We start from the raw sequence: 20,212 nt of genomic DNA, 5'->3' as shown, positions 1-20,212 counted from the left end.
TCATCGCGAGCAACGCAGTCTGAAAATTCTGTGCGGTTCATGGAGGTACAGCCTGATCGCCTGAAGTGCTGCAAACCCGCCAACACGCTGGGCAAAAAAAGCCAAACGTGGTTACCTTGCCGGTCACAGTCGATATCTCTCAATGAAGGACGTGTTGCCACATGCTGAAAAAAATCGCTCTCGCCGCCTGCTCCGTACTGTTCGCCGCCAACCTGATGGCGGCCCCGGACAAAGCCACGCACGTGGTACTCGACACCAGCTTCGGCCAGATTGAAATCGAACTCGCAGACACCAAGGCGCCGGTCAGCACCCAGAACTTTCTGGGCTATGTCGACAGCGGCTTCTACACCAATACCATCTTTCACCGGGTGATTCCGGGCTTCATGGTGCAGGGCGGCGGCTTCACCCAGCAGCTGGTTCAGAAGCAGACCAAGGATCCGATCAAGAACGAAGCCCAGAACGGTTTGCATAACGTCCGTGGCACCATCGCGATGGCGCGTACGTCGGACGTGAACTCGGCCACCAGTCAATTCTTCATCAACACCAACGACAATGCCATGCTCGACAACGGCACGCGCGACTTCGGTTACGCGGTGTTCGGCAAAGTCGTCAAGGGTATGGACGTCGTCGACAACATCGTCAACGCCCGCACCACTACTCAGAAAGGCATGCAAAACGTGCCAATCGACCCGATCCTGATCAAGTCCGCCAAACGCGTCAACTGATCGGGAAACCTGCACCGCATGAAGCCTTCGGGCTTCGTGCGGTCCGGACGGGAGAGCCTCCACTTATCAAGGAGAACCCACGTCGCGTGGGTGTGATAGCCAATGCTTTATCGTCGTTTCGAAAAACTGATCGATATCTTCAAAGACGCTCCTACCGCTGCCCCGCCCAACACCGTCTTCGCGTTCTACCTCTACTACCTGCGTCAGGTGTGGCCGACGTTCACCGCGCTGCTGGTGGTCGGGCTGATCGGTGCGCTGATCGAAGTGTCGCTGTTCAGTTACCTGAGCCGCATCATCGACCTGGCACAAAGCACGCCGCCGGAGAACTTCTTCAGCATTCATGGTTCCGAACTGATCTGGATGGTGGTGGTGGCCCTGCTACTGCGGCCGATTTTCGTCGGCCTGCATGACCTGCTGGTCCATCAGACGATCAGCCCCGGCATGACCAACCTGATTCGCTGGCAGAACCACAGCTACGTGCTCAAACAGAGCGTCAACTTCTTCCAGAACGACTTCGCCGGGCGCATCGCTCAGCGCATCATGCAGACCGGCAACTCGTTGCGTGACTCGGCCGTGCAGTCGGTGGATGCGCTGTGGCATGTGCTGATCTACGCGATCAGTGCGATGGTACTGTTCGCCGAGGCCGACTGGCGCCTGATGATTCCGCTGGGTACCTGGATCGCGGCGTTCATCCTCTCGCTGATGTATTTCGTGCCCAGGGTCAAGCAGCGCTCGGTGGATTCGTCCGATGCGCGTTCAAGGCTGATGGGCCGCATCGTCGACGGCTATACCAACATCACTACGCTCAAGTTGTTCGCCCACACCAACCACGAGCAGCAGTACGCTCGCGAAGCGATGCGCGATCAAACCGAAAAAAGTCAGCTGGCTGGCCGCGTGGTCACCTCGATGGACACCACCATCACCACCATGAACGGCGTACTGATTGTCACGACCACCGGTCTGGCTCTTTGGCTGTGGACGCAGTCCATGATCTCGGTGGGTGCGATCGCACTGGCCACCGGTCTGGTCATCCGCATCGTCAACATGTCCGGCTGGATCATGTGGGTGGTCAACGGCATCTTCGAGAACATCGGCACCGTGCAGGACGGCCTGGAAAGTATCTCGCAGCCCGTCACGGTCAATGACAAACCCGGCGCCCTGCCGCTGAAGATAGAAAACGGCGGCGTCAGGTTCGACGGGGTCGATTTCCATTACGGCAATGGCAACGGGATCATTCACAACCTCAACCTGGACATCAAGCCGGGTGAGAAGATCGGCCTGATCGGGCCTTCCGGCGCGGGCAAGTCGACGCTGGTCAACCTGCTGCTGCGCATGTACGACGTGCAAGGCGGGAGAATCCTCATCGACGGCCAGGATATTTCCGAAATCACCCAGGAAAGCCTGCGCGCGCAGATCGGCATGATTACCCAGGACACCTCGCTGCTGCACCGCTCGATTCGCGAGAACCTGCTGTATGGCAATCCGCACGCAACCGATGAACAGCTCTGGGAATCGATCCACAAGGCCCGTGCCGACGAGTTCATCCCGCTGCTGTCGGACTCCGAAGGTCGCACCGGCTTCGATGCCCATGTCGGTGAGCGCGGCGTAAAGCTCTCCGGCGGTCAACGCCAGCGTATCGCGATCACCCGCGTGCTGCTCAAGGACGCGCCGATCCTGATCATGGACGAAGCCACCTCGGCACTCGACTCGGAAGTCGAAGCCGCGATTCAGGAGAGCCTGGAGACGTTGATGCAGGGCAAGACAGTGATCGCCATCGCGCACCGCCTGTCGACGATCGCACGCATGGATCGCCTGGTGGTTCTGGAGAAAGGCCAGGTCGCCGAAACCGGAACGCACAGCGAACTGCTGGCCCACGGCGGGCTGTATGCACGGCTGTGGCAGCATCAGACCGGTGGGTTTGTGGGCGTGGATTGATATGGTGAAGCTGCTGGCCCCTTCGCGAGCAAGCTCGCTCCCACAGGATCTTCAGGGGCAACTAGATCTTCAGGGCAGCGAGCTACCCCACCTGCCGGTTGGGTGTACGCAGCACTTGTGGGAGTGAGCTTGCTCACGAAGGGGCCGGTGCAGTCGCTGAAGGTCTGCCAGGTGGTTACTCCGCCTGCCGATAGGGCAGCGCGCTGCGTGCATCCTCGGCATAGGCCATCACGCCGACCCGCTCCTGCTCCAGAAACTCGCTGACCGCGTCTTTCAGGCCTGGGTGCATCAGGTAATGCCACGAACGGGTGATCTGCGGTTCGAAGCCGCGGATCAGTTTGTGCTCGCCCTGCGCGCCGGCGTCGAATCGTTGCAGGCCGTGGGCGATGGCATAGTCCATTCCCTGGTAGAAACAGGTTTCGAAATGCAGCCGGTCAAACTCGGCCAGGCAGCCCCAGTAGCGTCCATAGAAACTGTCTTCACCAATGAGGCTGAAGGCCATCGCCACAGGCCGTGAGCCCTGCAGCGCAATGACCACACGGATCGACTCTGGCATGCGCTCGGCCAGCAGGCTGAAGAACTCACGCGTCAGGTAAGGCGCCTGCCCACGCACCTCGTAGGTATTGGAATAGCATGCATAGACGAAGTCCCAAAGCACTTCGCTCATCTGCGCGCCTTGCAGCCATTCAAACTCGATGCCCTGCCCCGCCACCTGCTCACGTTCCTTGCGCATCTGTTTGCGCTTGCGCGAGCTCAATGCGTCCAGAAAGTCCTGGAAATCGCGGTAGCCACGATTGTGCCAATGAAACTGGCAACCGATCCGTTGCAGCCAGCCCTCCTGGGTTTCAAGCAAGGCATCGGCCGCCGGATCGGTAAAGTTCACGTGCGCGCTCGACAGCCCCTCACGCTGCAGGTACGCCGGCAGCTCGCCGAGCAGCTCGATGCCACCCTGAGGCGTCGCAGACAGAATCCGCGAACCGCCGACCGGGCTGAAAGGCACGGCAATCAGCAGCTTGGGGTAATAGGCAATGCCGGCGCGGCGGCAGGCGTCTGCCCAGGCGTGATCGAACACGTACTCGCCATACGAATGCCACTTTCGGTAGGCCGGCAACGCCGCCACCAACTGATCGTTTTCGTAGTGCAGCACATGTTCGGCACGCCAGCCTGAGCGTGGCCCGAGACTGCCGCTGTCCTCCAGCGAGCTGAGAAACGCATGCCGCAGGAATGGCTGGTTGCCAAGTACCAGCGCATCCCACTGGGCAGGCGCGACGCTGGCGAGGCTGTCGATTACGTGAACAGGCATGCAGGTTCCCCGATAGGCAGACAGGGTGAAGAATATCCCTTATTGAGGCGTCATGTTCACCGCCTCCGCAATCTGCCTGGAAAGATTGATCGCGAATTCATTGATCGCCTGCTCACGCTCACGGGAGATCACGCCAATCTGCTCGAGGTACTGTTGATCGGATTGCTGATCCGGGCTCCTCTCATCCAGTACCGACAAACGCTGATTGAAAGGCTGCTTGACCGGTTCGAACTCCGGGGCGTAACGAATTTCCAGGTAACTCATCCAGAACTCCCGGCTAATCATCGACTGGAAAAACGCAGGGGTGGTTTCGCGATCGATGATTTCGTTGTAAGCCGCCTGCAAATCCGCTTCGCTCACTCTGGCAATAGCGCTGAACAGCATGGTTCGCGGCTGCCCGGGCAATTCAAGTCGCGCTTGCAGACCGACGCGGTAAGCCAGACGCACTTCGGCTTCATCGACCCTTTCGCCGCTTGCCTGACGAAGCGCAATATCGCGCAGGGCAATTTTCTCAACCTGGTCCAGGCGGTCCAGGCTGCGGGTCATCTTGAACAGCTTGCTTGGCTGCGCGGCCTCCGGCGTGGATGACATGATCGAGAACACCTGGACGCGCACTTCCATGTCGCCAAACACCAATGCGAGCCCATCGCCACAGGTCTGCGGGTGTGCGGCAAGATCGAAAAGCTGGGTACGCAGTTCGGCGTTTACGGAAGCGGATTCGATCATCGACCAGACTCGCGCAATCAGCTCGTCGCGGTTACTTGAAAAGTCGGCCGAGTGCGTCAGATCGCTCAGCATCTGAAAGAAATCCGTGGACCCGGCGCACGCGCGCAGGTCTTGCCACAGCCGTGTGCGGGCATTCACCTGCTCACGATTCAGGCCTGCAAGCCACGGTGCACTGTCAGGTCCGGCTTCGACCGAACGCAGGTTCTGGCTGACACCCCAACGCGGTCGCAGCCTGCCCTCGCGAAACAACCGGATGCGCTCCAGCGTGGGTGAATTCAATGGATTGCCGTTCAGATGCAAGTGCAGACGCGAGGAACTGAGAGAGCGTTCGATGTTATCGAGTTCATCGACGGATATTTCCGAGATGCGATTATCACGCACATCAATACGAATCAGTTCAGACCGCAGCCAGTTCCACGCCGGCAATGTGCTGATGCCAGTGCCGCGCAGAAACAACAGGCGCAGCGAGTTCAGCGCATTGATGGGGACGTCCGAGCCGAGCGAGCAAAAATTCAGGTCCAGAATTTCCAGGCGGTTCAGGTTCTGCAATGTGATGTTTGCGGACTCTGTCCAGATCAGCGGATTGTGGCTGATGGACAGCTCTGCAAGCTGAGGCATTTGCCCTATTGAAGCGGGCAAGGATCGCAGGTCATTGAAGTCCAGGCTCAGCGAACGCAATCTATTGAAGTTTTTCAATAATGCATCTGCTTGTGGATCGGTAAGCTGCATGGCGCGCGCTTTCAGCACCGCCACATGGTCGAAGTTGGCCGTGATATCCGGTAGTTGCCCGATACGCAGATTATCCAGGTCGAGCGCGTACCCTAAAAAATCACCCTGAAAGTTTCTGCACTGAACGCTCAAGCGTTTCCAGCAATCGTGAATGCGTGTCGCGGCGACCTCCCTCGGCCTGCGCAACGCAGAAAAAGGCGTTTCTGCGACCCAGGTGTCCAGAGTCAATTGAAGCGCTCGCAACTCATCGGCGAGGCTGCTCAATCGTTGTCTGACAAAACCCGACAACTCCCTCGCCGGTCCGGTGTGCTCGGCGCGCAACGCGCTCAGAAAGCCGGACACCTCGGCATCGGAAAAATCAGGGTATAAGCTTTTTACCGCAAGCTCCGGCGAGTGCCTGGAAGCGCCGATGCCCAGGCGACGAAAGAAACGTCGCAGCCGCCCACTCAGCGGGTAGCCGATACGACCATGGGGCAAGCGTTGCGGCCATTTGATACCCGGCCTGATCGGCTGCAATTGCAGAACGGCAGCCATGCGCTCACGTCGTTCGACCGCCGTATTGCGCAACAGGCTGCGCAATTGCTGCTCATCCGCGCCAGCAGATAGCTGAATGTCGAGCTGCACCTGTTCGGGAAGCGCCAGCAGCAACGCCCGGAAGAATTGCTGATCGACTTCACCGAGCGATTCACCTGAAGGTTCGAAGCACTGAACGCCCCCTTCGGTGCTGACCAGCAGTCGGTGCACTGCGGCCTGATCGCTGTCGAGACTGGCGATTTCGTCGCCCTCCAGCGAATCCTTCAGCAGATCGATCGAAACATCACCCCGCCATCCTGGCACGTACTGCAGCATGCCCAGCCCCGCTGCCTGTGTGTCCGGATTGTCGCTCACCGCTCGATAGAAACCTTCGTTGGCGCGGTTGATCCGCAGTTGCTGCTGATACTCGCGGGCATGCTCGGCAAGCGCCAGAGGGATGCGTTTTTCCGTGGTCATTCGCGCTTTGTCTGCATCGCTGGTCATGCCGATGAGTTCGAGCGCCACGCTGCTCGGCAGACTGTCGAAGTCGCGCTGTATCAACTGGACATGCGGGTCGTTGCTGCGACCTTTGAGCACCTGCACGTCATCCAGCAGGCGACCCACGTGCATCCGGGCGCAATCGGCCAGGTAGCGTTTGAAACCGCGCAGTTGAACGGTCTTGTCTGCACTGTCGCTCCCGGTCAGACGAGTGACTTCATCGGCGGGCAGACTTTCCAGCAACTGGCCGAGCACTTGACTGAGGTGCCCGGTCGGCCCTGTGACATGGGACGACAGCGTCATCTGCGACCCCGCGTTCCAGGATTCCAGCAGCGCCCCTTGTGCGTCGATCAGTAACAGGCCACGGGTCTCATGCCAGCGCGGTGATGACACCAGCAGTTTCAGCCACGGCTCGATATGAGACACATGAACCTGCGACACATCGTCAGCCTGAAGAGCTTCGATACAGACGTGCAATTGCCGTTCTGTTTCAACACGCTGAATGGCGTCATTCAGCAAGGCCGGAGGCTGGAGGCCCTCGACGTGTATCTGGCGTAGCAAGGCCTCGTGGGTGCCGGTAATGCGCAGGACTTTCTGAATATCCTCTTCCGGGAGCGCATGACACGTCGGGTTCAGGCGTTTGAATGCCGTTACCTCGTCCCAACCCATGGGGTTTTCCCACTCATGGCGCCACGCACCGGCACCGTTGTGCTTGAGCCTCGGCGCGTACGAACGCTCATTCAGCGGGTGCCTGACGCGCCAGTTGAGGCCGGACGCATCAGACTCGACGCGATACAGCTTGCCGTCCAGTGGCAGCCAGGTCTTGCCATCATGTTCATAAAGCCCAAGGGCGTTGCTGCTCAGGTTCTCGGGCAAAGAGACCGCATGGGCATAGGCATCGATGCTCGGCTTGCCAAGGCGCACCGCCCCATCGACACGCCGTTGCACCAGGCTTTCGATGAACATCGAGGGTTGCAGTCCGCTCACCGCGCCCACGACGCCGCCTACCACCAGCATCTGTGCAACGTTTTCGCCGATGTCGTATACATGTTGCATGGCGTCTTCGACTTCATCGTGCCTCCAGTCTTCGTAAGCAACGAACGCTTCGCTGGCAAGCTGATAGAGGGCGACCACGGACATGATTTCACCCAGCACCGGCACAAAGAACCCGGCCACGTTGAGCAGGTTCATGCCATTGTTTTCAAGGCTTTCGATCAGTGCATCGTGAGCCTGCTGGTCCACCTGCGCGGAAGGCACCGCGATAGCCTTTGAGTCGTCATAGGTTTTGGCCAGCAAATGCTCGTACAGCCGCTCGAATGGCGGTTTCGAGAAGGGCTGTGCCTGCACGACCAGGTCGGCGTCGGGGTCCAGCGTGCGATCCCCTGCGGGATACAGCCGCGCGTCCAGTTTGGTAAAAAACGCCGGCGCCTGGCCGAGGCTGACGAAACGGCTGAAATAGCGTCGATAGTGTTCGTTGCCCAACGCCGTCACCAGCCAGGCGTTGAAGGCCCGCAGCGACGCGAACTGCTTGATCGGATGCGAAGGCTCGGAAGGCAGGTAGACCAGACAAGGACCGTCATCGGGCTTGGCGCCATCCTGCTGTATCAGCAGGGCACCCTGTAACAGCGAGCCGGGGAACGTGTAGGTGTCGAGCATGTGCAGCTGGCAATAACGCACGCCCTTGCCATCCCATCGCGGCTGGTCAATGGACTTCACCATGTCCAGCAGGGTCTGGTACGCCGCTTCGGTGATATCACCTTTCATCACGGCGATATGCGCAAGCACCTCTACGGCAGCCCGCTCGCTGTCCATGAACGCGCTGGCAACCGCTTGCGCAGCTGGGCCTGGTGGCTTGAACACACTGTCCAGATGGGTCTGATACTGACGACCCAAGTCCAGTTCATGGCAAAAATCAGCGAACTGCTCGAGATCGATCGCCTGGCGGTCGAGGTATTCCACCTTGTAGCGGCGCTGGGCGCTGTCGATCAGCCAGTAGCGCAGGCCACCTGTACGCAGGATTGCCGAGTAGGGATCGAAGCGGCTTCTGTTGCTGGGAGCGAAGTTCTGCAAGGCCGCCTGAAGCAAGGTCTGCTCGAGCGGGGCCGGGTTCCAGGTTTTGTCGTAGCGCCAGGTCATCAGTTGAAAGGCTTCAACGTCTAGGTCGAGCTTGAAACGTTCGACAAACGCTTTCGACAGCAAGGGCGCTGCAAATTGCTGTGCCGATAACAGTCGGTTGCGCACCGGCTCCAGCGCTTGCGCGTAAAGGCGTGCGCCTTGCTGACTGGCATGCAGCGCCTGGCGCAGTGCCGTGGGCGCACCCACATACCAGTCCGGCAAGTTGAGCCTGATGAATTCGGTGTTGGCATGCTCCGCCTCGAACGGGGCCGAGTCCTGCGGTCGGGGCGTTACTGAGGCGGGTACAACAGACGATTCTATTGTTTCAAAGGGGTTGTAACGGAGGGTGTACATGGTCGATACCGCTAATGGCTTTGTGGATAGCCAACACGATAAAGACCCAATGGCCTGCACATGACATAACGGGATATGACAGGTAGCGCTCGTCTCAAGAGCGCTACCCGTCGCACGCGATCAGCGCTTGCGCAGGATCACGCTGCCGATCGAATAACCGGCGCCAAACGAACTGAGTACCGCCAGCGCGCCTTGCGGCAAGTCATCCTGATAGGTGTGAAACGCAATCACCGAACCCGCCGAGCTGGTATTGCCGTAGGTGTCGAGAATCACCGGCGCTTCTTCGACCGTCGCGTCGCGGCCCAGCAGCTTCTTGACGATCAGATGGTTCATGCTCAGGTTGGCCTGATGCAGCCAGAAGCGTTTGACGTCGGTGATGTTGATGCCGTTGTCCTGCAAATGCGCAGCGACCAGCTCGGCGACCATCGGGCAGACCTCGCGGAAGACCTTGCGGCCTTCCTGCACGAAGAGCTTGTCCGGCGCGTTCTGGCCCTCCTCCGCGGTACGGTTGAGGAAGCCGAAATTGTTGCGGATGTTGTTGGAGAACTGGGTCAGCAGCCGGGTGCTGACGATATCGAACTGGTGCGGCGACGTGGCAAGGTCGGCACGCTCGACCACCACCGCAGTGGCGCCGTCACCAAAGATGAAGTGGCTGTCACGGTCACGGAAATTAAGGTGTGCGGTGCAGATTTCCGGGCTGATCACCAGCAAGGCGCGGGCCTGACCCAGTTGTACGCTGTTGCAGGCCGCCTGAATGCCGAAGGTGGCCGACGAGCAGGCTACGTTCATGTCAAACCCGTAACCGGCGACACCCAGCGCCTGCTGAATCTCGATGGAGATCGCCGGGTAGGCCCGCTGCAGGTTGGAGCAGGCAACGATGACACCGTCGATGTCGGCAGCGGTTTTGCCCGCGCGTTGCAGCGCCTGCCTGGCGGCAGCTACACCCATCTCACAGAGGATCGACCATTCGTCATTGCTGCGCTCCGGCAGGTTGGGCTTCATGCGCAGCGGATCGAGAATGCCCTCCTTGTCCATGACGAAGCGGCTTTTGATACCCGAAGCCTTTTCGATGAAAGCGGCGCTGGATTCACTCAGCGCCTGCACTTCACCACGTTCGATGGCGGCGGCGTTATCGCTGTTGAACTGTGCAACATAGGCATTGAAAGACTGCACCAGCTCTTCGTTGGAGATGCTGTTGGCCGGGGTAAACAGGCCTGTGCCGCTGATGACGACGTTGTGCACGGTCGTTCCTCTCTTATTGAGTTGCAGGTAATGACCTGCTCAGGCACGGCAGCTGAAGGCCCACTGCTTTTTGGGACCCACGTACCAGTGCGACTGTAAAAGCTGCCCGCAATCGGGAGCAGCATTTCATGACACGGTGAAGACAGGCGCGGAGTGTGCCACAGAGCCCGGTTTTGGCGCTATCGGGCCAATGAATATAGGCTCGATAGACGCCATTTACTTCGCGACGTGAAGCAGCGGATCAGCTCTCCACCTGACTCCACTGCTTGCTCAACCGTTTGTCCGACACCGGCATTTTCGTGCCCAGTTGCTGGGCGAACAGCGAGACGCGGTATTCCTCCATCCACCAGCGGTACAGCGCCAGTTCCGGGTCGCGCTTGCCCTCTTGAGCGTGCTTGTCGGCGCGTGCCTGATATTGCGCCCACAGACCTGCCAGTTCGATGCTCCACACCCGGTCCTTCTGCACCTGAGCCGGCAGTTTTTCCAGGCGCATCTCGATGGCTTTCAGGTAACGCGGCAGTTCCTTGAGCCACACCGCCGGGGTATCACGGACGAATCCGGGGTACACCAGCTTGCTCAGTTGCGCCTTGATGTCGTTGAGCGCCACGGCCTGGGACAGGTCAATCTTGCCTTTGAAGCGCTTTTGCAGACCGTGCCACAGCTTGAGGATTTCCAGCGTCAGCTTTGCAAGCCGCTCGGCATGCTCGGTCCAGTCGGCGCGCTTGCGCTCAGCCAGCGACAGCAGACCGGCACCGTCGCGCGGCAGCTCGGCTTCACCTTCCAGCACGCAACTGTCGAGGCTGGCCAGCAGGATGTCTTCGATCAACGCATCGATGCGCCCCAGTTCGCGATGCAGCAGAGCCAGCTCGGTCTGCCCCGGCAATTTGTTGCGTAGAAACTTGGCGGGTTCGGCCAACTGCTGCAACAGCAAACGCTGCAAGGCACGGCGATGCTGATACTCGGCCTCGGCCTGCGTCGAGAACCGGCCTTCCTTGACCGCGCCGCCCTCTTCGACCAGCGCCGGATAAACCGTCATCGACAGCCCGGCGATGTTCTGCTGGGTTTTCTGCGCCACCGCAGCGAAAGCCTTGGCCTGCACCGGCTGCTGGCTTTTCGCGGTTTGCGGCACGGCCAGCGCGGCCTGGCTCGCCTCGGCGAAACGCGCCGTCAGCTCGGCCAGATCACGTCCCTCGCCGAGAAACTTGCCGCTGCCATCGACGATTTCCAGGTTCATCTTCAGGTGGCCTTCAAGCTGCTGTGCCGCCTCGGCCCAGGCTTCGTCGCTGACTCGTACGCCGGTCATGCGCAGCAGTTCACGGCCCAGCGCCTGAGGCAGCGAGCCCTCGCCAAAGGTCATGCGCTGCAACGCCGCCTTTATGAAGTCCGGGACCGGCACGAAGTTCTTGCGCACCGCCTTGGGCAGGTTGCGGACCAGCGCGATGCACTTGGTCTCGAGCAACCCCGGCACCAGCCACTCAAGGCGCTCGGCAGGCAGCGACAGCAACAACGGCGCGGGAACGCGCATGGTCACGCCGTCACGCGGGTGATTGGGTTCGAAGTGGTAGCTCAGCGACAGGCTCAGGTCGCCCAGCCGCAAGGTGTCCGGATACTGCGCGGCGGTGACTTCGCTGGCCTCGCGAGCCAGCACGTCCTCTTCGCGCATGATCAGCAGCTGCGGATTCTTCTGGCTTTCGGTCTTGTACCAGCTGTCGAACGTGGCCGTCTGATGAATCTCGGCCGGAATGCGCGCTTCATAGAAGCTGTACAGGGTGTCTTCGTCAGCCAGAATATCGCGACGTCGAGCCTTGGCTTCCAGTTCGTCGAGCTGTTCCAGCAAGCGGGTATTGGCGCTCAGGCACTTGGCCCGCGACAGGATATCGCCCCGCACCAGGCCTTCACGGATGAACAGCTCGCGCGAGACCACCGGGTCGATGGGCCCGAAATGCACCGGACGACGGCCGACCACGATCAGGCCGAACAGGGTGATCTGTTCGAACGCCACGACCTGCCCGCGCTTCTTCTCCCAGTGCGGCTCGAAGTGATTTTTCTTGATCAGGTGGCCGGCCAGCGGCTCGATCCAGTCCGAATCGATCTTGGCGACCATGCGCGCGTACAGCTTGGTGGTTTCCACCAGTTCGGCGGTCATCAGCCACTGTGGACGCTTCTTGCCCAACCCGGAGGACGGGTGAATCCAGAAGCGCCGCTGCCGGGCGCCGAGGTAATCGCCCTCGTCGGTCTTTTGCCCGATCTGACTCAGCAGACCGGAGAGAATGGCCTTGTGAAATTTCGGGTAATCGGCAGGGTCCTTGTTGACCGTCAGTTGCAGGTCGCGACAGATCAGGCTCAATTGCCGATGGGAATCGCGCCATTCCCGCAGGCGCAGGTAATTCAGAAAATTGCGCCGGCACCAGTTACGCAACGGGCTGGCGGTCAGGGTCTGGCGCTGCTCTTCGAAGCCGCGCCATAGATTGACCATCCCGGCGAAGTCCGAGTCGGCATCCTTCCATTGCGCGTGGGCCTGATCCGCTGCCTGCTGACGCTCTGGCGGACGCTCGCGCACGTCCTGTACCGACATGGCGCTGGCAACGATCAGCACTTCCTGCAGACTGCCCTGCTTCGCGGCTTCCAGCAGCATGCGGCCCATGCGCGGGTCGACCGGCAGACGCGCCAGTTGACGGCCCAGCGGGGTCAGCTGATTTTCGCGGTTGACCGCCGATAGCTCCTGCAACAGGTAGAAACCGTCGCTGATCGCCTTGCCGTCCGGCGGCTCGATAAACGGGAAGTCGGTAATCTCGCCCAGACGCAGGTGCAGCATCTGCAGGATGACCGCAGCCAGGTTGGTGCGCAGGATCTCGGGGTCGGTGAATTCCGGCCGACCGTTGAAATCCTCTTCGCTGTACAGACGCACGCAAAGACCGGGCTCGACCCGCCCGCAACGGCCTTTGCGCTGGTTGGCGCTGGCCTGCGACACCGCCTCGATCGGCAGGCGCTGGACCTTGGCGCGATAGCTGTAGCGACTGATGCGTGCGGTGCCGGTGTCGATCACGTAACGGATGCCCGGCACGGTCAGCGAGGTTTCAGCAACGTTGGTCGCCAGCACCACACGCCGACCGGGATGCGACTGAAAGATACGCTGCTGCTCGGCCGGCGAGAGGCGCGCGTAGAGCGGCAGAATCTCGGTATGCCTGAGCTGCGCCTTGCGCAGCACCTCGGCGGCATCGCGGATCTCGCGCTCGCCGGGCAGGAACACCAGCACATCGCCAGGGCTCTTGCGCTCGCTGCGCTCGAAAGCCGCAAGCTCGTCCAGCGTGGCCAGAATCGCCTGATCGACGGTCAGGTCCTCTTCGACGCTGTTGCCGTCTTCGTCCTGCTCGCTGGTCAGCGGCCGATACCAGACGTCCACGGGGAAGGTACGCCCGGACACTTCAATCACCGGTGCATCGTTGAAGTGCTCGGAAAAGCGCTGCAGGTCGATGGTCGCGGAAGTGATGATGACCTTCAGGTCCGGACGACGCGGCAACAGGGTTTTCAGGTAACCCAGCAGGAAGTCGATGTTCAGGCTGCGTTCGTGGGCTTCGTCGACGATGATCGTGTCGTAGCGTTCAAGAAAACGGTCATGCTGGGTTTCAGCCAGCAGAATGCCGTCGGTCATCAGTTTGATCAGGGTATTGCTGTCGCTCTGGTCCTCGAAACGCACCTGATAGCCGACCAGCGCACCCAGCGGCGTGCCGATTTCCTCGGCAACCCGGCTGGCCACGCTGCGAGCGGCGATCCGGCGCGGCTGGGTATGACCGATCAGACCGTGCTGACCGCGCCCGATTTCCAGACAGATTTTCGGTAACTGGGTGGTCTTGCCGGAGCCGGTCTCGCCCGCAATGATCAGCACCTGGTGCTTGAGCAGCGCTTCCTTGATCTCGTCACGCTTGGCAGCGATGGGCAGGTTATCGTCATAACGGATCGCCGGCACACTTTCACGCCGCGCCGTGACCTGCGCGCAGGACGCCTGAACGCGCGCAACCCACTGCGCCAGCTTCGCCTCGTCGGGCTTTTTGCGCAGATCGTGCAACTGACGGCGCAGACGATGACGTTCGCTGATCATCGCTTGGTCGAGGTTTTTCAGAAGTTGGTCGATAGAGGGCGATTCTTCGGTCATCAGGCGCGCAGGGTCTTTTTTCAAATGGCAGATGCGGATTGTCGCAGATTGCGGTGGGTCGTGACGATGGTCTGAAGTTCGGGCAGTACGCAGTATCATCCACTGGACTCCCCCTGGCGCTCAGATCCATGCACAAATCTGACTGCCTATCGTGCCAATGCTCCGCGTTGGCATGCAGTTCGTGACGCTCTGCGTCACAAATCTTCAGTCTGGCGAGACCGCGCGCATAAACGAAACTCAGGCTTTAGTGGTGCCGGCATCTGGTACAGCGCTTTAGCGTGTGACGCAGAGCGTCACGAAAGGCATTCCCACGCGGAGCGTGAGGAACGAGAGGTGTTCGGGAGAACACTTCTCGTGACGATGTGCCTGGCGTGGAAATGAACGTCAATCCGGGGTCTGGCCTGCCTTACTTCTTCACACCCAGTTTCTTCAATTCTTCATCACGCAGCTCGCGACGCAGGATCTTGCCGACGTTGGTGGTCGGCAGCACGTCGCGGAATTCGACGCTGCGCGGCACTTTATAGCCGGTCAGGTTGGCGCGCATGTGCTCCATGACCTGATCCTTGGTCAGGGTAACGCCCGGTTTGGCCACCACGAAGACCTTGATGGTCTCGCCCGACTTCTCGTCCGGTACGCCGATCGCGGCGCACTGAAGCACGCCGGGCAGTGTCGCCAGCACGTCTTCCAGTTCGTTGGGGTACACGTTGAAACCGGAGATCAGGATCATGTCTTTCTTGCGATCGACGATCCGGATGTAGCCATCAGGCTGGATGATCGCGATGTCGCCGGTCTTCAGCCAGCCTTCGCTGTCGATCATTTCATCGGTCGCTTCCTGGCGCTGCCAGTAGCCTTTCATGACCTGCGGCCCCTTGATGCACAGCTCGCCGGTTTCACCGAACGCCAGCTCGTTGCCCGCATCGTCGATGACCTTGCACAGGGTCGAGGGTACGGGAATGCCGATGCTGCCCATCTGCACGTCCTGAGCGGGATTGACCGTGGCCACCGGGCTGGTTTCGGTCATGCCATAGCCTTCGCAGACCTGGCAGCCGGTCACCTGCTTCCAGCGCTCGGCGGCGGCCTGCTGCAAGGCCATGCCGCCGGACAAGGTGACTTTCAACGCCGAGAAATCGAGGTTGCGGAAGCCTTCGCTATTGCACAGGGCCACGAACAGCGTGTTAAGGCCGACAAAGCCGCTGAACTTCCATTTCGAAAGCTCCTTTACCATGGCCGGCAGGTCACGCGGGTTGCTGATCAGGATGTTGTGATTGCCGAGCAGCATCATCGCCATGCAATGAAAGGTGAAGGCATAGATGTGATAGAGCGGCAGCGGCGTGATGATGATTTCACAGCCTTCGCCCAGATTTGACGCCATCAGCGCCCGGCATTGCAGCATGTTGGCGATCAGGTTGCGGTGCGTCAGCATTGCACCCTTGGCCACGCCGGTGGTGCCGCCGGTGTACTGCAGCACGGCAACATCAGCGCTCCCAGGCGACACGTCGGTGACTGGCTGACCACGGCCCTTGCCAAGCACATCGTTGAATTTGATGGCTTTGGGCAAGTGATAGGCCGGGACCATCTTCTTTACGTACTTGATGACGCTGTTGATCAGCAAGCGCTTGAACGGCGACAGCATGTCGGCCACTTCGGTGACAATCACCTGCCTGATCTGCGTCTTGGGTACGACCTTCTCGGCCAGATGGGCCATGTTTACCAGACACACCAGCGCCTTGGCACCGGAGTCGTTGAACTGGTGTTCCATTTCCCGCGCGGTGTACAGCGGGTTGGTGTTGACCACGATCAGCCCGGCGCGAATCGCACCAAAGACGGCAATCGGGTACTGCAATACGTTGGGTAGCTGCACGGCGATACGGTCACCCGGCTGCAGGTCGGTATGTTGCTGGATCCAGGCGGCAAACGCGCCGGACAGCTCGTACAGTTCGCCGTAGGTGATGGTCTTGCCCAGGTTGCTGAACGCCGGTTGGTCGGCGAAGCGCTGGCAGGACTGCTTCAGGACCGCCTGGACGTTAGGGTACTCGTCGGGGTTGATATCGGCAGGGATACCGGACGGGTACTTGTCCTTCCAGAAGTTATCAATCATTCAGTCGGCTCCGTAGCGATAGCGAATTCTTCACATCGCCTGAAGCGATGATTTTCTTGTGCTTGGAATTATGCAGTAGACGCTTTTTTCGCTTTATGACTGATCAAAAAGCGCGCCGAGAGTAGCAGCTTTGCCAAAGGCCGACTAGAGGCAGAAGCAGGCCGCACAGTCACTAATGCGACCAGCGAATAACAAACGGTCACTTTAAATACATTTAATAAATTTTCATCATCGCCGTGAAAGTACCGGACCAGAGCGTTCAATCGGCATAATCGTCGATTTATGAAAAAACCGACCCCGTTTGCAGCAGCCTGCAAACGGGGTCAGGTACACACATGGAGACGATTAAAGGGTCAGGTGATGTCCCGAAGCTCCCGTCGCAAAATCTTGCCCACCGGTGTCATCGGCAACGAATCACGCAGAACAATCTGCCGGGGCACCTTGTAGCCGGTGAAATTCTCTTTGCAAAAGGCCTTGAGCTCTTCGATGCTCAGCCCCGGGTCTCGCGCCACCACGAACAGCTTCACCGCCTCCCCCGAGCGCTCGTCCGGCACGCCGATACAGGCGCAGTTGGCGACTTTCGGATGGGCCATGACCACGTCTTCGATTTCGTTGGGGTAGACATTGAAGCCGGACACGATGATCAGGTCTTTCTTGCGGTCGACGATGCTGACGAAACCGTCAGCGCCAATCACTGCAATGTCACCGGTCTTGAACCAGCCTTCGGCATCCAGGCACTCGGCAGTGGCCTCAGGCTGGTTCCAGTAGCCTTTCATGACCTGCGGCCCCTTGATGCACAGCTCGCCACGCTCACCGAAAGGCAATTCGAGGCCATTGTCATCGATGACTTTCATCGCGGTGCCAGGTACGGGAATACCCACGGTTCCAAGGCGCGCCAGAGCGCCGTAGGGATTGGCACTGGCGACAGGCGACGTCTCGGTCAGGCCGTAACCTTCGACGATCGTGCAGCCGGTGATCTGCGCCCAGCGCTCGGCCGTGGCCTTGACCAGCGCAGTGCCGCCGGAGTTGGTGCTTTTCAGCGTCGAGAAATCCAGGTTCTTGAATTCCGGATGGTTCATGAGCGCCACGAACAGCGTGTTGAGGCCGATCATGGCAGTGAACTTCCACTTGCCCAGTTCCTTGATGAAGCCGCCGATATCGCGAGGATTGGTAATCAGGATGTTGTGATTGCCGCTGATCATCATGCACATGCAGTTCGCTGTGAACGCGTAGATGTGATAGAGCGGCAGCGGCGCGATCATCACCTCTTTGCCTTCTTCAAACAGCGATTCGCCTTGCGGACCGTGCTGGCGCATGCAGGCATAGACTTGCTGCATGTTGGCGACCAGGTTGCCGTGAGTGAGCATCGCGCCCTTGGCCAGCCCCGTGGTGCCACCGGTGTACTGCAGAACGGCAACATCCTGCAGCCCCCGCGGTACGACCTGCATGCGGCTGTCGCGCCCCAGGCGCAGCGTCCGCTTGAAGCCGACGGCCTGAGGCAGATGGAATTCAGGGACCATCTTCTTGACCTTGTCGACAATGGTATTGACCAGCCAGCCCTTGGCCGCCGACTGCATGTCGCCCATTTTCACTTCGATCAGGTATTCGATGGCCGTGTCCGGCAGCACTTCCTGCACCAGCTTGCCGAACAGGTTGAGGTAGACCAGCGCCCTGGCACCAGAGTCCTTGAATTGATGGCGCATCTCGCGCGCGGTGTACAGCGGGTTGGTGTTGACCACTGTCAGACCGGCACGCATCGCACCGAATACTGCGATGGGGTATTGCAGGATATTGGGCATCTGTACGGCAATGCGGTCACCCGGTACCAGTTGCGTGTGCTGCTGCAAATAGGCGGCAAAGGCGGCGGAGTGACGCTCGAGTTCCGCGTAGGTCAGCGTCACGCCCATGTTGCTGAACGCAGGTCGGTCGGCGAACTTCCTGCAGCAGCGCTCGAACACCTCGACGACCGATTGGTAGGTCTGCAGATCCACCTCGGCGTCGACACCCGCCGGCCGCTTGTCATCCCAGAAATCAGCTTGCATTATTTTTATCCTTTTTCCCTGCATAGGTCTGGGCGGACGTTAGCAGTTAAAGCGCCGCAGGCAAATAATCGTCCGGGCCTCATCAGCAGCATGAATCTTGTCTCTGTTCAGACTGAAATCTGTCGCCGGCGATACACTGCGCACGGCAATCGGGCTGGCAAAGACACTTACCCGATAGCGCAACAGCCTTATTCACACGACGTTTGCTTATTATTTGCCTTGAATGTGATCCGGGGAGCGCCAGCAAGCGTCTGAATGATCTTGTCCGCGCATTGGCGGCGACAGGTCATCAAGTGTTACAAATCAAGGCCAGGTCGGATTGCACGAACCGGCGCGCTTCAATTCATTTTTATTGTCAGGACAGCCACATGACTCAAGTCACCAACACGCCTTACGAAGCCCTTGAAGTCGGTCAGACCGCCAGCTACAGCAAGACAGTGGAAGAGCGTGACATTCAACTGTTCGCCGCCATGTCCGGTGACCACAACCCGGTCCACCTGGACGCCGAATACGCCTCCAAGACCATGTTCAAGGAGCGTATTGCTCACGGCATGTTCAGCGGCGCGCTGATCAGTGCGGCGGTTGCGTGTGAGTTGCCTGGCCCGGGCACCATTTATATCGGTCAGCAGATGACCTTCCAGAAGCCGGTCAAACTGGGCGACACCCTGACTGTGCGCCTGGAAATCCTGGAAAAACTGCCTAAATTCCGCGTGCGCATCGCCACCCGCGTCTTTAACCAGAACGATGAACTGGTCGTTGATGGCGAAGCTGAAATCCTCGCCCCGCGCAAGCAGCAGACCGTCGATCTGACCGTATTGCCAACCATCACCTTCGGCTGAAAACCGGCACGCCAAATGATATAGGCAAAAAAAAGGGCGACCGAAGTCGCCCCAAGTGCCTTGCGTGCTCATGTGTGAGTGGCCGAGAGCCCTGCCGGCCTGACCTTTCAGGCGGTGAGTCCGGTACTCGATGGGCTCAGCTTAATCAAGATTGCACGCAGGCGGGTTGATCCAGATCAGTTAGCCGGGTGCCTGTCGGGCGGGCACGCGGGATCACTGACGAACGTCGACATACAGGTCGGGTGTCAGCGTTTTTTGGGCTTTTTCTTCGGTTTTTTGCCGCTCAACGGCATCGCCTGTTCGAAGGCGTTGCGTACCTCGTTGAGACGCTTGTCATTCAGATCGTGAATACGCTTGGCGCGCTCGGCACCCAGGTCGATCAGTTGTGCATCGTCACTCATGGCTTGCGGTTCTCGAACACGGGAAATCAGGGCCAATAATGCTCAATCGCAGCAGCCCTGACCAGTGCCGTGACCAGTACAGACATGGGCGATGCGGCGATCAGATCTGAATATCCACCCAAAGCCCCTGGCGCGGCTCGTCGTCGATGAGCGGTACGACCGGTACGGTGTTGTCGGCATTCAGCGAATCACCTGGAACAACAAGCCCCTGGTATTCCTCAGCCTCGCCCCCGCCATGACCTTGAGCCTGCTGCTGTTGCTGCTGGCGCTGTTGCTCTTCACGCAACAGCAACGCGCTGCGCTCAGTATCTTCATTGCGCAGGTCGATAGAGGTCTCGCTGGAGCTCTCCTGCACTGGCGCGACAGGCGGAATGTCCGGCATGCGCTTGGCCGGATCCAGCTGTGATGTCACAGGCACCACACTTAACGGAAGCATAGGTTGCAGCATGGTTTTATCTCCTCTTACCGGGGTTTCGGCCGTGCACGAGGCAACTTGAACCGGGCTGAAATAGCCAGTGATGGTTTATAAGATCTTTTTT

At 59.6% G+C, this 20,212-nt stretch carries 11 protein-coding genes; 3 read left to right on the top strand and 8 right to left on the bottom strand.

Annotated features, from left to right (window positions below; translation table 11 throughout):
* Positions 1 to 161 precede the first annotated feature (161 nt).
* Together JOE33_RS20415 and JOE33_RS20410 are read left to right on the top strand one after the other, a co-directional pair.
* Positions 162 to 725: a peptidylprolyl isomerase gene (locus JOE33_RS20415; protein WP_187625229.1), complete on the top strand. Its 564-nt coding sequence runs from the start codon at positions 162 to 164 to the stop codon at positions 723 to 725.
* A 102-nt stretch (positions 726 to 827) separates the two neighbouring features.
* Positions 828 to 2,660 (top strand): ABC transporter ATP-binding protein, encoded by a 1,833-nt coding sequence (locus JOE33_RS20410; RefSeq protein ID WP_010433381.1) that lies wholly within the window; start codon positions 828 to 830, stop codon positions 2,658 to 2,660.
* Between the two features lie 175 nt (positions 2,661 to 2,835).
* On the opposite strand, the gene JOE33_RS20405 is transcribed toward JOE33_RS20410, so the two are convergent.
* The 6 genes from JOE33_RS20405 to fadD2 form a co-directional block, all read right to left on the bottom strand.
* Entirely contained in the window at positions 2,836 to 3,963 is a 1,128-nt protein-coding gene (locus tag JOE33_RS20405; protein WP_187625228.1) for a GNAT family N-acetyltransferase, read from the bottom strand.
* Between the two features lie 39 nt (positions 3,964 to 4,002).
* Complete coding sequence (locus JOE33_RS20400; RefSeq protein WP_187625227.1) at positions 4,003 to 8,898, bottom strand: NEL-type E3 ubiquitin ligase domain-containing protein; 4,896 nt, start codon at positions 8,896 to 8,898, stop codon at positions 4,003 to 4,005.
* 120 nt (positions 8,899 to 9,018) lie between these two features.
* Positions 9,019 to 10,140, bottom strand: coding sequence for a beta-ketoacyl-ACP synthase III (locus tag JOE33_RS20395; RefSeq protein WP_187625226.1), 1,122 nt, complete (start codon positions 10,138 to 10,140; stop codon positions 9,019 to 9,021).
* 241 nt (positions 10,141 to 10,381) lie between these two features.
* Entirely contained in the window at positions 10,382 to 14,293 is a 3,912-nt protein-coding gene (gene hrpA / locus JOE33_RS20390; RefSeq protein WP_187625279.1) for an ATP-dependent RNA helicase HrpA, read from the bottom strand.
* A gap of 406 nt (positions 14,294 to 14,699) precedes the next feature.
* Positions 14,700 to 16,391 (bottom strand): long-chain-fatty-acid--CoA ligase FadD1, encoded by a 1,692-nt coding sequence (gene fadD1 / locus JOE33_RS20385; protein ID WP_187625225.1) that lies wholly within the window; start codon positions 16,389 to 16,391, stop codon positions 14,700 to 14,702.
* Positions 16,392 to 16,744: 353 nt separating this feature from the next.
* Positions 16,745 to 18,433, bottom strand: coding sequence for a long-chain-fatty-acid--CoA ligase FadD2 (fadD2, locus tag JOE33_RS20380; protein ID WP_010433367.1), 1,689 nt, complete (start codon positions 18,431 to 18,433; stop codon positions 16,745 to 16,747).
* A gap of 368 nt (positions 18,434 to 18,801) precedes the next feature.
* Here fadD2 and JOE33_RS20375 point away from each other — a divergent pair, with 368 nt between their 5' ends.
* The gene (locus tag JOE33_RS20375) at positions 18,802 to 19,272 is read left to right on the top strand and encodes a MaoC family dehydratase (RefSeq protein WP_010433364.1); all 471 of its coding nucleotides are present in this window, start codon (positions 18,802 to 18,804) and stop codon (positions 19,270 to 19,272) included.
* A gap of 245 nt (positions 19,273 to 19,517) precedes the next feature.
* Here JOE33_RS20375 and JOE33_RS20370 read toward each other — a convergent pair whose 3' ends face one another.
* Together JOE33_RS20370 and JOE33_RS20365 are read right to left on the bottom strand one after the other, a co-directional pair.
* On the bottom strand, positions 19,518 to 19,673 hold the full coding sequence (locus JOE33_RS20370) for a hypothetical protein (protein WP_010433362.1): 156 nt from the start codon (positions 19,671 to 19,673) through the stop codon (positions 19,518 to 19,520).
* A gap of 100 nt (positions 19,674 to 19,773) precedes the next feature.
* Positions 19,774 to 20,121 carry a hypothetical protein gene (locus JOE33_RS20365; protein WP_010433360.1) on the bottom strand — a complete coding sequence of 116 codons (348 nt, stop codon included), beginning with the start codon at positions 20,119 to 20,121 and terminating at the stop codon, positions 19,774 to 19,776.
* Between the last annotated feature and the right edge of the window lie 91 nt (positions 20,122 to 20,212).

The organism is Pseudomonas sp. PvP027, assembly GCF_017833005.1.
GTDB lineage: Bacteria > Pseudomonadota > Gammaproteobacteria > Pseudomonadales > Pseudomonadaceae > Aquipseudomonas > Aquipseudomonas congelans.
This window is presented reverse-complemented; position numbering and strand designations above follow the sequence as displayed.

Coding starts and splice junctions, on each gene's coding strand:
- fadD1 (WP_187625225.1), bottom strand. CDS start 16,391: ATGATTGATAACTTCTGGAAGGACAAGTACCCGTCCGGTATCCCTGCC.
- JOE33_RS20405 (WP_187625228.1), bottom strand. CDS start 3,963: ATGCCTGTTCACGTAATCGACAGCCTCGCCAGCGTCGCGCCTGCCCAG.
- JOE33_RS20365 (WP_010433360.1), bottom strand. CDS start 20,121: ATGCTGCAACCTATGCTTCCGTTAAGTGTGGTGCCTGTGACATCACAG.
- JOE33_RS20415 (WP_187625229.1), top strand. CDS start 162: ATGCTGAAAAAAATCGCTCTCGCCGCCTGCTCCGTACTGTTCGCCGCC.
- JOE33_RS20410 (WP_010433381.1), top strand. CDS start 828: ATGCTTTATCGTCGTTTCGAAAAACTGATCGATATCTTCAAAGACGCT.
- hrpA (WP_187625279.1), bottom strand. CDS start 14,293: ATGACCGAAGAATCGCCCTCTATCGACCAACTTCTGAAAAACCTCGAC.
- JOE33_RS20400 (WP_187625227.1), bottom strand. CDS start 8,898: ATGTACACCCTCCGTTACAACCCCTTTGAAACAATAGAATCGTCTGTT.
- JOE33_RS20370 (WP_010433362.1), bottom strand. CDS start 19,673: ATGAGTGACGATGCACAACTGATCGACCTGGGTGCCGAGCGCGCCAAG.
- fadD2 (WP_010433367.1), bottom strand. CDS start 18,433: ATGCAAGCTGATTTCTGGGATGACAAGCGGCCGGCGGGTGTCGACGCC.
- JOE33_RS20375 (WP_010433364.1), top strand. CDS start 18,802: ATGACTCAAGTCACCAACACGCCTTACGAAGCCCTTGAAGTCGGTCAG.